This window comes from Nocardiopsis metallicus (assembly GCF_014201115.1).
GTDB lineage: Bacteria > Actinomycetota > Actinomycetes > Streptosporangiales > Streptosporangiaceae > Nocardiopsis > Nocardiopsis metallicus.
This window is the reverse complement of record NZ_JACHDO010000001.1, coordinates 7,081,005-7,093,930: the sequence shown is the minus strand read 5'-3', so window position 1 is coordinate 7,093,930 and position 12,926 is coordinate 7,081,005. Positions and strand designations below refer to the sequence as shown.

8 protein-coding genes are annotated in these 12,926 nt (G+C 71.0%); 3 read left to right on the top strand and 5 right to left on the bottom strand.

Annotated features, from left to right (window positions below):
• Window positions 1-336 precede the first annotated feature (336 nt).
• Complete coding sequence (locus HNR07_RS31280; RefSeq protein WP_221318990.1) at window positions 337-1,173, bottom strand: MerR family transcriptional regulator; 837 nt, start codon at window positions 1,171-1,173, stop codon at window positions 337-339.
• Window positions 1,174-1,628: 455 nt separating this feature from the next.
• On the opposite strand from HNR07_RS31280, the gene HNR07_RS31275 reads away from it, so the two are divergent.
• Complete coding sequence (locus tag HNR07_RS31275) at window positions 1,629-3,449, top strand: protein kinase domain-containing protein (RefSeq protein WP_184369745.1); 1,821 nt, start codon at window positions 1,629-1,631, stop codon at window positions 3,447-3,449.
• A 197-nt stretch (window positions 3,450-3,646) separates the two neighbouring features.
• Here HNR07_RS31275 and HNR07_RS31270 read toward each other — a convergent pair whose 3' ends face one another.
• Window positions 3,647-5,095: a DUF6891 domain-containing protein gene (locus HNR07_RS31270; RefSeq protein ID WP_184369741.1), complete on the bottom strand. Its 1,449-nt coding sequence runs from the start codon at window positions 5,093-5,095 to the stop codon at window positions 3,647-3,649.
• A gap of 511 nt (window positions 5,096-5,606) precedes the next feature.
• Between HNR07_RS31270 and HNR07_RS31265 the strand changes: the two genes are divergently transcribed.
• On the top strand, window positions 5,607-6,449 hold the full coding sequence (locus HNR07_RS31265) for a hypothetical protein (protein WP_184369738.1): 843 nt from the start codon (window positions 5,607-5,609) through the stop codon (window positions 6,447-6,449).
• Window positions 6,450-6,482: 33 nt separating this feature from the next.
• On the opposite strand, the gene HNR07_RS31260 is transcribed toward HNR07_RS31265, so the two are convergent.
• From HNR07_RS31260 to HNR07_RS31250, 3 genes are all read right to left on the bottom strand, one after another.
• Window positions 6,483-7,541 carry a hypothetical protein gene (locus HNR07_RS31260; protein ID WP_184369735.1) on the bottom strand — a complete coding sequence of 353 codons (1,059 nt, stop codon included), beginning with the start codon at window positions 7,539-7,541 and terminating at the stop codon, window positions 6,483-6,485.
• A 380-nt stretch (window positions 7,542-7,921) separates the two neighbouring features.
• Window positions 7,922-10,384 carry an ATP-binding protein gene (locus HNR07_RS31255; RefSeq protein ID WP_184369732.1) on the bottom strand — a complete coding sequence of 821 codons (2,463 nt, stop codon included), beginning with the start codon at window positions 10,382-10,384 and terminating at the stop codon, window positions 7,922-7,924.
• Window positions 10,385-10,698: 314 nt separating this feature from the next.
• Window positions 10,699-11,358: an HNH endonuclease gene (locus tag HNR07_RS31250; protein ID WP_184369729.1), complete on the bottom strand. Its 660-nt coding sequence runs from the start codon at window positions 11,356-11,358 to the stop codon at window positions 10,699-10,701.
• Window positions 11,359-11,906: 548 nt separating this feature from the next.
• On the opposite strand from HNR07_RS31250, the gene thpD reads away from it, so the two are divergent.
• A complete protein-coding gene (gene thpD / locus HNR07_RS31245) occupies window positions 11,907-12,827 on the top strand; it encodes an ectoine hydroxylase (protein ID WP_246420595.1) in 921 nt (306 codons plus the stop codon).
• Window positions 12,828-12,926 lie beyond the last annotated feature (99 nt).

Below are 12,926 nucleotides of genomic sequence, written 5' to 3'. Positions count from 1 at the left end.
TCGGTCGCCCCGCTCGCCCACCCCCGGAGCCGCCATGTCCACCGCCCGACAGCCCGTGGACCCCACCGGCCCCGACGTTCCCGAGGCTCCGGCTCCCGCCAGTGCCTGGGCAAGACCGCCTTCGTGGCCCTCGGGCTGCTGGCGCTCTTCCTGCCCGCCCTGATTCGCCTCTTCGTATCCATGCCGGTGTTCTTCGTCAGCTTCATGCTTGGGTTCGGGCTCGCCGGCGCGGGAAGCTCCGACTCGACCCCGGCGGTGGTCCTGATACTGCTCACCGCCCTGGTCGGCCTCGGCGCCCTCGGCCGGGGCCATCGCCTGGTCCTGTGCCGCTCCCGGTCACTTCCACACGGCGGTCCGCGGGTCCACGCCGTGCGCGCGGGCGTTGGCGCTGATGACGTCACGCAGCCACACCGCCAGACCGGGGGCGAGGCCGTCGTAGTGGGCGCGAAACCCCGGGTCGTCCACGTGGGTCTGGCCGAGGATCACCTGCATGGAGTGCGTGCAGTCGAAGTACACGCTCATGGACGCCCGGTGCCGCTCGGCCAGCGCGTTCGCTTTCCGGCTCCCCGGTTCGAGACCGGCCCGCAGCCCTTCGGCGAGGTCGGCGTTGAGGGCCCGGACCTCCTCCGCGACCAGCTGCCAGTCCTCGGCGGTCTTCTCCGCGGCGCGTTCGGCGAACTGCGCCCACTGCCGGGTGTCGCCCCAGCGTTCCCGGGCCTGTGCGGCCCAGGAGGGCTGCCAGTCCTCGCCGAAGATCGCGACCTGTTCCTCCGCCGACAGCAGGACACCCTCCTGTCGGGCCCGCGCCATCCGATCCAGGGCCTGCGCCATCCGCTCCAGCTCGTGGATGCGTTCGCGCAGCCGGTCGCGCTGCTGGAGCAGGGATTCGACGGCCTCTCCGGCGTCGGCCTCCAGCAGCCGGGCGACCTCCTCCAGCGAGACGCCGAGCTCCCGGTAGACCAGCACGCGGTGGATGCGGGCGATGTCCGCGGCCGTGTAGATCCGGTAACCGGCGGCGCTGCGCTCACTCGGCCCGGCCAACCCGATCTCGTCCCAGTGGTGCAGCGTACGGACGGTGACCCCGACGAGGGAGGCCACCACCCCCACGGTCCTGGCCCTGCCGCTCACGGCCCCGCCGCTCACGACCGCCTCACCCGCCCCGCTGTCATTCATCACGCCGCCCCTGTCACCTGAATACCCGGCTCACCTGAACACCCGGCCTGACCGGAATCACCCTCACCCAGAGTAGGAAACGGGGCTCTCTGGAGGGGCTTCGGCGGGACGGCGTTCCCACCGGCCCCCTGGTTCCCCGGGTGCCCGGCTCCGGCCGTCAAGCCTTCCGCGAATACCCCCACCTGCGCCCGGGGCCGGGGATCCGCAGAGTGCCGGGCCGCTCCGGAGGAGGCCGAACGCGGGCTGGGGGCTCTGACCGCTATCGGTCACCTTCCGTTGGCGCTGACGCCGCTGTCAGTGGGCAGGCTTACAGTTGGAGTTCGGTCGAAACCGGTTCATTCAACTTCACTCAACGGCGGTTCCCCCACCTCCCGCCCCAAGGCGGCGGACGGACCTTCCACGAAAGACGGTCCGGTCCGTGCAGGCCCCCGCACCGCCAGAAGGGAAGCCAGCCCATGTCGACTCCCGGGCGTACCTCTGTCGGCCGCTACGAGCTCCGTACGAGGCTCGGCGCGGGCGGTATGGGCACGGTCTGGCATGCCTGGGACCCGGCCCTGCAGCGGGACGTCGCGGTCAAGGAGGTGCTCCTCCCCCAGGGGATGGGCGCTGAGGAACGCGCGGAGGCGCACGCCCGGACCCTGCGCGAGGCGCAGGCGACCGCCCGGATCAGTCACACCGCCGTCGTCACCATCCACGACGTGCTCGAACACGACGCCAGCCCGTGGATCGTGATGGAGCTGCTGAGCGGTTCCTCGCTCCAGCACCGCCTGGACACCGAGGGGCCGTTGCCGGTCGAGCGGGTCGAGCAGGCGGCGCGGTCGCTGCTGGGCGGGTTGAGCGCGGCGCACGCGGCGGGGGTGACCCACCGCGACGTCAAGCCCGCCAACATCATGTTCACCGAGGACGACCGGACGGTGCTGACCGACTTCGGGATCGCGAACGTGGACGGGAGCACCGCGCTCACTCAGACCGGTGTGTACATCGGCTCCCCCGAGTACATGGCGCCGGAGCGGTTCGAGGGCGAGCGCGCACTGCCCGCCTCGGATCTGTGGAGTCTGGGCGTGACCCTGTACTCGCTGCTGGAGGGGCGTTCGCCGTTCAAGCGGGACAGCGTCACGGGGATGATCAGCGCGGTGCTGACCGCTCCGATGCCGCCCCAGCTCTCGCGGAACGGGACCGCGGAGGACACCCGGAGTCTGGCGCTGCGCGCGTTGATCGCGGCCCTGCTGACCAGGGACGTGTCCGCCCGGCCGAGCCCCCAGGAGGCTCTGGAGCTGCTGGAGCGGGAGCACCAGGCGGCACAGCCGCACGTGGGGACGCGCCAGGCTTCGCTGCCCGGCCTCGGAACCGGCCCGCGTCCGGGACACCTGACCGGGGCGGGCCCCGGGACTGGCCCCGGAGCTGGAACCGGGATGTGGCACTCCAAGCCGCAGCAGCACGCGCCCCCGGGCGGGCCCGGCCACAGCACACCCAGCCCTTACGCACCCGGCTCCCGTCCACCCAGCCCGCACACACCCAGCCCCTACGGCGGCGCACCCGCGTGGGGGCAGCCGCAGCAGGTACAGGCCGCCCCCACGCCGGCCCCGATGGCTCCCCCGCAGCCGCCGCCACAGCAGCGGGTGCAACCTCCCCCGCAGCCGCCGCCACAGCAGCAGGTGCAGCAGCGGGTGCAACCTCCCCCGCAACCCCAACCCCAACTGCTGCGGCAGCGCCTGAGCGGCCCCCAGCAGCCGCAGGTCGGGGATCCGCAGGCCGGATATCCGCAGGCCGGGTCGTCGGCGCTGTCCGGGAACACCGCGAGCACGGGCTTCGTGCGCGGCGTGGGACACACCGGGACCAACCCCGAGTCGGTGACGGAACCGGTCAGCGGCAGGTCCGGGAAGCCGCCCGTGGACAGACCCTCGGCGGTGCTCACCGCCATGGTGATGCTGGGGATCAACGCCCTGGTGCTGTTCGTGATCACCGCCATCGGCGCGGGGCAGGCGGGCGACACCGCCGCCGGGACCAGCTGGGGCAACGTGGTCTTCCTGGGCCTGTGGGGTGCGGTGTCGGCCTTCGGCTCCTTTGGCCTGCTCACCCGGTCCCGCCTGGTGTTCGCGCTGGTGGTGGTCGTGCAGGGGGTCGCGGCGGTGGCGCTGGCGCTGAGCATGTTCGTCGTGTTCATCTACACGCCGGAGCTCTTGGTGGTCTACGCGCTGATACTGCTGTACACGCTGAGCATCGGCGGGCTGCTGCTCGTCCCCGCCCGGTCCCGCGCCTACTTCGGCCTGGGTTAGCCGCCCTGGCCGTCTCAGCCGCCACGCCCGGCCTGCCCGAGTGAGTCCCTCCGGCCGGTCCGTCAGCCCCGGCCGGACGGACTCAGCCGGCCGGGCCCTGGTGGCGGGGCGGTCGACGCCCAAGCCCTCCGATGGCGGTTCGGGGCGGCGCGGCGGATACGACCGCGCCGGGTTCCCCGAGGGCCGTCCCGGTTCCGTCAATCCCAGGAAACGACACGCACGTCCGGCCTACCCAGCAGTCCCGACGTCCCCTCCTCGGCGAGCTGGCAGAACAGCTCCTCCACCTCGGCGAGAGTGCCCAGCCGGCCGTGTGACACACGCCTGGCGGGGTCCGGAGTCTCCATCCACACGGTGCGGTTCTCCTGCCAGACCATCTGCACGCACACACCGTTGAACGCGTGGGCGACCACGAAAGCGCCCTCGACCGGGGCCACCCTGTACATCAGCGACCGGCACTCCGCCAGGTCCATGGGGACTCCGAGAGCGCTGCTGCCCGCCCCGAGGTGGAAGCCGTCGTCGTAGCAGACGTCGAGGAGCCCGCGCTCGACGGGCCGGGTGTCGCCCTTGAAGGGCAGCGAACCGTCCACCGCCCAGCGGCCGAGGATCTCCTCCAGGTGGCCGAGGGGCAACAGCAGGTCCTCTTCCTCCTTACGGCCCAACCCTTCCAGGCGCTCCGGCTCCATGGTCAGGATCGGTCCCAGCAGGGCGACCGTCCCCAGCACCCGGATCCGGTCGAAGTCGCGTTCCAGGTACAGGGCGTCCCCGGTGATATGGCTGGTCACCTCGACCTGGTACCCCGTGGGCAGCCAGGGCAGGGCGATACGGGAGAACTCCCGGACCGAGGGATCCAGGAAGCTGTGCTCACCCCACCAGGGCACGTACTGATCCTCCAGCGCGTTGGTGAGCCGGACCCGGATCCCCGGTTCCCGCTCCGCGCGGGGGCCCGGGTGCGCGGCCAGGCGGCCCCGGCGCCGGCAGTGCCACTCCATGTCCACGCGGATGCGCCGGACCGACTCGTCCGGCCACACGGCGTCGAGGCCGTGCGCGTGCAGGACCTCGAGGATCTCCGTCGCCGCCGCCTGTGTCCGGTTCTGCTCACGCGCCGCGAAACTCACCCACAGACCCCCGCCCAGCAGCGCGAGTTCGATGTCGGACTCGAAGAAGTACACGACCGAGCGGGCCCTGGCGTCCCGGCGGTCGGCGTAGCGCCACACGAACTCCTCCCCGCCGTGGTGCTCCAGACAGCCGTCGCAGCAGTCGAACGCCTCGAACAGCGGCGTCCCGATCCCGGCCAGGGCCTGGCCCGCCCGTTCGAGCCGTTCGACGTCGGTCCGGGCGGGCCACCGGCGCTGGGTGCGCAGGTGTCTGGCGAAACTCTGGTCCACGAAGTCGTAGACCTCGGTGGCCCGGGCCCGCAGTTCTTCCGCCTCGCCCCTGCCCGCCTCGCCCTTGCCGGAGACCGCGCCGTCGGCCGGGGCCTCGTCCAACAGGGACCGGCCGGTATGCGATCGCAGGTGGTCGAGCAGTCGGTCATAGGCTCTTTCCAGCACCTCGGAGAAACCGAGTCGGCCCACGGCGACCATCACGGCCACCCTTTCCCGAAAGTCGTCGAAGGGACTCTCCCCGCTCGACCAGTCATCGCTCATCCGCCCAATCTCTCAGACCGGCCGAACCCGTGTGGCCCGAACCACACAAGCTGCCGCTGGCCGGTTCCGGCCGGGGCGGACAAGAACCACTCCTACCGGACCGCAACCGCTCCTATCCGCACGGGCGGGGCGTCAAGGCGCAATCCTCGCGAAGACCGACCGGGCAGCTTCGCGAATCCACCGCCGCGCCCGGCACCGAACGGGACTCAGCTCGGCTTGTGGGCACGGTAGTGACGCGCGACGTCCTGCGGCCCGCGCGTGCGTTCCTCCGCTTCCCCACCAGCAGGAGAGACCAGGCCGAGAGGACGCGACTGGATGGCGAAGGGCCCGTCACCGTTCTGGGACCCCACCCTGGATCCGACGTGCACCTCGACCCCGCCCCTCGTTTTCCGTGCCATGGGCACCTGATAGCACGGGAGCCGTGTCCGACGAGCTGCTCTGACCGGACGCGGTCATCGGTAATCTGGTGCGTCCGGCGGTTCGGTGCCAGAGTTGGAGGCGCCGTCCTCCCTTGTCCGAAGGATGCTTCCCGCTGACTCCGTCACCGTTCCTCGATCGAACCCGGTCCGTTCTCGAACGGGTCCTCTCCGCCCGGACACCGCTGAGCGGATCCGCCCTGCTGGCCTTCACCATGTTCGCGCTGGTGGCGATGGTGCTACCCGAGGTGTGGCTGTCGTGGGACCTGCCCAACCCGCAGATCTGGACCGCGGCGTTCCTGCTGCTGTTGCTCCTGCACGCCGAACGCCCCGGGATGCCGCGGGGCGCCTGGCTCGAACTGTGGACCGCCGCGGCCGTCCTCGCGGTGATGCACCTGGCCCTGCTGGTCTGGTCCCGGTGGGAGCCGGTCGTGCACGTCAGGCCCGACCCGGCGGACATGATCCCCTGGTTGGTCGTTTGGGCCTGTGTACTGGCCATGACGGGGCTGCTCGTCGCGGCGGCGTTCCGGTACCGGGCCGCGACCTGGGCGGTGGCGGCCGTGCTGGCCGCCCTGCTGGCGGCGCGGCTGGCCGGGCTCATCAACCTCCAGGACCTGGAGGCGGTGCTCGGCGCCCTCCTGTGCCTGGGCACCGTCCTGCTGGCCGTGCGGCACCGCAGACGCCCCGAACCCCGGGCCGCGCTGCTCCTCGCCCTGTGGCCGGCCGCCCTCCTGTTCGCGGTCTTCCTGGTGATGGACCACCCCGCGGCCTTCCGGTCCTACGGGCTCGTGGTCATGACCGCCACCACGCTGGTCACCTGGGCGTCCCTGAGCCTGCTCACCGCCGCGGTCCTGGTCCGCGCCCGGCAGATCACCCTCGGGCCCGCTGGCGGGACCGAATCGGCGGGCCCGGGCTCCGGGTCCGCGCCCGGAGCCTGAGAAGTCTGCGGGTCCTTCCGGAGCCTTGCGCGGTCACTCCCGGGGGAGCTCCATGAGGCCGGTGACGGCGGCGTGCACCCTGGTGACGCTCTCGTCGCGCACCCGGCGGGCGACCTCGGCGGTGTCGGCGAGCTCGGCGACCTCCGCGGAGTGCACGGACATCAGGGAGGCCTCCGCCCGCAGATCCGTGTAGGCGTCCATCGAGTCCAGGGCCTCCTGGCACTGCTCCCACTCGCGGTGCGCCAGGACCGATGCCTCCACCAGGCGGCCGTACTCGACGATCTGGTCGACCCGGACCCGGATGTGCCCCTCCACCGCGATGAGGTGCCTGCGCTGGGGTTCGAGCACCTCGCGCACCCGGGGCGAGGAGGCCTGCTGCCACCGCCGGATGTACTCCCGGCGGAGTTCGCGCTGACGGGCCAGCAGGGAGGCGATCCGCCACTCCTGCTCCCGCAGGACCGCCAGCCCGCGCGCGGTGTCCAGGGTGTCGGAGCCGCCGGAACCGCCGAGCTCCACCCGGGCGTCGGTGACCTTGTCGATGGTCTGCTGGACCGCCACCAGCAGGCCGTGGTCGGCGGCGCTGATGTCCTCCGGCAGCAGGACCCGGTCACGGTAGTGCTCCTCCGGGGGCTCCTTCACCCGGGCTGTGAGCGTGTCCGCGGTGACCATGCCGACCAGCAGCGCGAACAGCAGCCAGGGGGCACCGGCGGGCGGGTCCGGCGGCAGGACGTCGAACAACCACAGGGGCGCGGCCACGAGCGCTCCGCCGCCGACCGCGGCGCCGACCCCGCGCACCACCGGGTCGGCCTGTTTGCGCAGGGAGAGCGCGGCGACGTAGGCGACCAGGCTGATGCTGGCGATCACCATGCCCAGGTACCAGCCGGCGGTGAGCAGGGCCAGGCCCAGGGTGAAGCCGACCCCGAGCAGCTGGACACCGCCCTCGCGTAAGCGCAGGGCTCGGCTGACGGCCTCCCCGTCGGTGCGCATGCGGTGCGATTCCGGGGCGTTGGCCTCCCGGTAGATGTCCTCGCGGAGTTCCTCTGGCAGAGCGGTGTCGACTACGGGGCGCGGCCGGATGACGTCCTCACTCATGGGCGGTCCCTCGTGAGTGGTGAGTGTCGGTCGGGGGCTCGTGGCGATCGGGGAGCGCGAAAGGTCGGATGGCTGGGGCTGAGGTCGGATGGCTGGGGTCGGATGGCTGAGGCCGGGATCGGATGGCTGAGGCCGGGATCGGATGGCCGGGCCGCGGTGAGACGGGGCTGGTCCGCGGTGAGACGGGGCCGGTCCGGGTAGGGACGGAGTCCGGCCGGGTCGGGATCGGAGAGCGGGCGGTAGTCTCCTTGATCCCCATCCTCGCCGTGCCCGAACCCGGCTCCCCGCACCCCTTTGTCAACAGTTGTCGACAGGTCCGCGACCCGCACCCGCTCGCACGCCGTTGAGCTGCGAGGACGCGACCGCGCGGGAAAGGTTCGCTACTGGTCGCGGCCGTTAGCGGTCACCAGGGAACCGTCCGCGGGCCGTTCTCGGGTGGGGTTGGTGTCCAGCCAGCGCAGCAGCCCCTCGGAGACCAGGTCGACGCCGATGCGGCCGGAGCGGCCGTCGAGATCACGGAAGAGGCACTCGCCGTTGCCGAGGTTGCGCAGGATCGCCATGTGGTCCTCGTTGCTGTCCACGCCGAGCAGCGACATCACGTCGGCGACCTCGTGCGCCTCGCTGGAGCGGAAGGCGAACACCGAGGACAGACAGTTGGTGACCTGCTCGTTGAGCATGTCGCCCGCGTTCTGGGACACCAGGATGAGCGCGGTGTTGCGGGAGCGGCCCATCCGGGAGACCTCGGGGACCAGTTTGGCGCCCTCGGGGGTGGAGGTGACCGCCCAGGCCTCGTCCAGGAAGATCGCCTTGGGCAGGCGCCGGTCCAGGCCGTTCATCAGGCGGCGGGCGAACTGGGAGACCAGGTAGAGGAGCGCGACGGACAGTCGTTGTTCGTAGGAGTAGTCGTCCCGGTTGACCCCGGAGTCGGGCAGGGTGAGCCCGCCCAGGGTGAACACGGTGGTCCACCCCTCGGTGTCGATGCGGGCCTCGCCCTGCGGATCGAAGCACAGCGAGGCCAGCCGCATCTCGGCCATCGAACCGAGGACCGCGCCGAGGTTGCGGGAGGCGGCGTCCTCGGAGGAGACCAGGTGGTCGACGACCTTGGCCAGGGACGGCTGGGGCTGGTTGGCCACCGTGGCCACCGCCTGGATCATCGCGGACTCGCGCTCCTCGCTCATGCGGGGCAGCAGCAGGCGCAGCGTCTCGGTGGCCATGGTCTTCTTCGCGGCGAGGTCGTCACCGAAGGCGAAGGGGTCGAGCAGGCCGGGCTGGGCCGAACCCAGCGACATGATGCGCGCCTTGCGGCCGCGGTGCTTGAGCAGCTCCACGAGGGACTCGGCGTCGCCCTTGGGGTCGATGGCGGCGACCGTGACCCCGCGCAGGGCCAGCTGGTAGATCATCAGCAGCGCGAGGGTGGTCTTACCGCCGCCGGGCTCACCGGTGATGGCGATGGCGGTGGGGCGGTTGCGTGCCGCGGCGACCATGGGGTCGAAGTGCACGATGGAGCGGGCCCGGCCGATGGTCTCGCCGACGTAGGGGCCGACCCAGCCGCCGCCCTGGGCGTCCACGCGGTCGCCGACGTCCACCGTGGCGGTGGGCATACCTCCCGCGATGGTGCGCAGCGGCTGGCGCTGGGCGTAGGCGTTCAGGCGGATGCGGTCGCCGGGCAGGGACTCGTTGAACAGGGAGATCTGGTCGCCGGTGGAGTTGATGACGTCGATGCCGATGTCGCGGTAGTGCTCCACGACCGCCTCGACGTGCTGGACCAGGAGGCGTTCGGTGGGCGCGGAGACCATGAGCCGGTGCCAGCCGTAGACGAACGGCAGGCGCTCCTTGGTGATGCCGTGCTCCAGCATGCGGGCGGCGTCGATCTGCTCGGCCAGCGCGATGGGCGCCTCCACCCCGGCCTCGCGGATGTGGGCGTCCATGTCGCGGGCGTGCGCGAGCTTGCGGCCGACGTCCTTGGAGGCCTTCGCGGGCGGGATGAGCTTCATCCGCAGCGAGATCTCCACGGGGAACGGCAGCGCGTCCGCGTGGTGCAGCCAGGGTTCGCCGTCGGGGAAGGGCATGAGGTCCGGGAAGCGGGAGAACGACAGGAAGGCCACGTAGGTGGACCCGGCGGGCTGTTCCAGGCGCAGCATGGATCGGCCGTTGTGGATCACCCCGTCCACGAGCTGCTCGATCTCACCGCGTCCCCAGGTGCGGCGTCCGGCGGCGGAGGGACGGATCTCCTCGGCGGTTCCGCTGACCGCGTGCCGGATGAGCCAGGCGACCTCGTCGGAGGTGGCGTGCCGGGCGTGCAGGGAGCTCGCGGCCAGGGCGCGGCCCAGGCGCTCGGACTGGTCGGTCCAGCGGGCGATCTCCTTGTCGTCGATCGCGTCGTCGTTGATGCCCAGCACCTGCTCGGTGCGCTGGTAGGCACCGAAGAACTGGGAGAACAGACCGAGCCCCGCGCCCGCGTTGCGCGGCCCCAGGCGCACGCCGAGGTAGACCTCCTTGGTCCAGAAGTCCTTGGCCCACACGTGTCGGTACATCTCGTCGAGGTATTCGTACCAGCCGGGGCCCGCGTCCGCGGTCTCGTCCAGCCGGGTGGCCCACTGCGCGGCCGGGTAGGTGCGGTGCGCGACGCGCAGGTGCACCTCGGCGTCGTTCATCCGGATGGCGGCGAGGGCGATGGTGATGTTCGTGGCGAGCGCCTGGCGCTCCTCGGGGGTGGTGAACTCGTAGGACACCGTGGGGAGGCGGAAGTAGGCCCAGGCCTCGTTGTCGCTGAACAGCACGCGGTCGTCGAAGTAGCGGACCGCGAGACGGGTCGCGCCCCGGGTTCCCCTGGTGCCGGTCATGTCGCGATCGCCTTGCCCTTCTGGTCACGTTGCGGCTGAGGGTGCCGCCTCCATACTGGAGCATCGCACCCGGCGCACAGAAGCAAACCGGGTTACGGCGCGCCAGAATCCCTGAGCGAGGCCGGGCCGCTGCGGCTCGGAACGGCCCGGAACCGAAATGGGGGGAGGCCGGAACGGGGCGGGGCGGACCACAACGACGGGGCGGAGCCGGACGCGGGGGAATGGACGCGGGGTGGGACTGGACGCGGGGGCGGCCCGGCCGGATCCGGGGGGGCCGGGCCGCGTCGGGGTTCGCCGTCAGCGAGCGGTGTCCGCTAGCAGGCGGTGTCGAGGGTGTTCTGGAGGCTGGACTCCTCGGCCGAGGTGACGGTCAGGTCGTAGACGTACTTCACGTTGATCCAGGACTTGGCGTAGTCGCAGTGGACGGCCGTGTTGGGCGGCATCCACTCCGAGGGGTCCTTGTCGCCCTTGGAGCTGTTGCTGGACGGGGTGGCCAGCCACAGCTGGGAGCTGGTGACGTCGTTGGCGAACTCCGTGCGCCGGGCGGTGGACCAGTCGGCGGCGCCGGTCTTCCAGGCCTCGCTGAGCGCGACCAGGTGGTCGACGCTGATGTCGCCGGGGACGTCGTAGACCCACTCGTCGTCGAAGGCGCTCCACCAGCTGCCGGAGGTGGGCTGGCAGTTGGAGTCGGTGACGACGTCGTGGCCGTCGCGCTGGAGCACCACCTGGCGGGAGGTGCAGGGGCTGTCGACCACGTTCCAGTGCGGGAAGAGGCTTCGGTCGTAGCCGTCCTGCGGGCCCTTGGCGGCGACGGTGAGCGAGTTCAGCTGGGTCTGCGCGGCCGAGTCGCTGGGGATGTTCGGGGGCAGGGTGTGGTCGGCGGCGGCCGGGGAAGCCCAGCCGAGAACCATCACCACGGCGGCGGCCGAAACGGTCGCCGCGGCGCGTGCGAGCACGCGGGGGAAGGGGGTCACCTGTTTCTCCTCTTGAGCGGGTCGAGGAAATCCGGACCCCACTACTGTGAAGTAACGATGATCTCGGTGCCAGACCCCGCGCGAGAATTCCCCGTGAATCGGAGGCCGCCCGCGAATAACGACGGCGGGGCGCGAGCGGAACCAAGGCGGGGACCGGGCCAGTTTTGCACCGAGATCTGACTCAGATGCTTGTGAAATAGATCACGCACAAGTCCCCGTGTGGACGGCCCGGGGTTCGGTTGTTCACCGCCGCTCCGGGGTGAGCTGGACGAACAAGAGGGGTGGAGCGGATCGCCCCCGCAGGATCACACTCCGCGAAACCGCGCAGGTGAACGCCGGGGAAGATCCCGAAGGAACGAAAAATCCCGAAGGAAGAACCTCCGGGCGCCATTCGTTTTCGCCTATATAGTATGGCAGTAATACCCAGATGATTAACATGTAAACACCGACAGAAAAGAACAACACGGTCCAGGCCGCCCGGGTTTGTTAAGTTCGCATGTCGTACGAAGGACCCCAGCCGAGAGGAGCACCCCCTCGAGGGGAGCGCCATGACTCTGCAAATGGATCTTCCGACAGCGGACGACTACCCGACCCGTAAGGCACCCGAACCCGCGCTGCTCTACCGCAGGGACCCCGTCGTCTGGCACGGCGGCCCGGGGGATGGTGCCCCGAACGGACCCTTCACCCCCGAGGAACTGGACGACTACGACCGCCGCGGCTACACGCAGGTCGAGTCGGTCGTGAACCCGGTCGAGGTCGAGTCCTACCGCGCCGAACTCCGACGCCTCAGCGCCGACCCCGCCCTGCGCGCCGACGAGCGCGTCGTGGTCGAACCCGGCTCCGACGAGGTGCGCTCGGTGTTCGAGGTGCACAAGGTGAGCAAGGTCTTCCATGACCTCGTGAACGACCCCCGCCTCGTGGAGCGCGCCCGCCAGATCCTCGGATCCGACGTGTACGTGCACCAGAGCCGCGTCAACTACAAACCCGGCTTCGGCGGCGGCTCGTTCTACTGGCACTCGGACTTCGAGACCTGGCACGCCGAGGACGGCATGCCCCGGATGCGCGCGGTCAGCTTCTCCGTGGCACTCACCGACAACTTCACCCACAACGGTGCCCTGATGATCATGCCGGGCTCGCACCGGACCTTCGTCTCCTGTGTGGGCCAGACCCCGGAGGACCACTACCGGGCCTCGCTGAAGAGCCAGCACGTGGGCACCCCGGACCAGGCGTCGCTGAACCTGCTAGCCGACCGGCACGGCATCGACGTGCTCACCGGCAAGGCGGGCGACGTGACCGTGTTCGACTCCAACTGCATGCACGGGTCGGGCGGCAACATCACGCCCTACCCTCGCTCCAACGTGTTCGTGGTGTTCAACAGCGTGGACAACGCGTGCACCAAGCCGTTCAGCGCGGGCGACGCCCGCCCGGAGTTCCTCGCCGCACGGGACACCGTCCCGGCGGGAAGCTAGGGACCCCGGCGGAGGCGAACCGCAGCAGGTGAACCGTCGGACGTGGCCGGGGAGAGGACGCGTCCGGCCGGAACGCTCCTGACGGAGCCGCGCACGCGG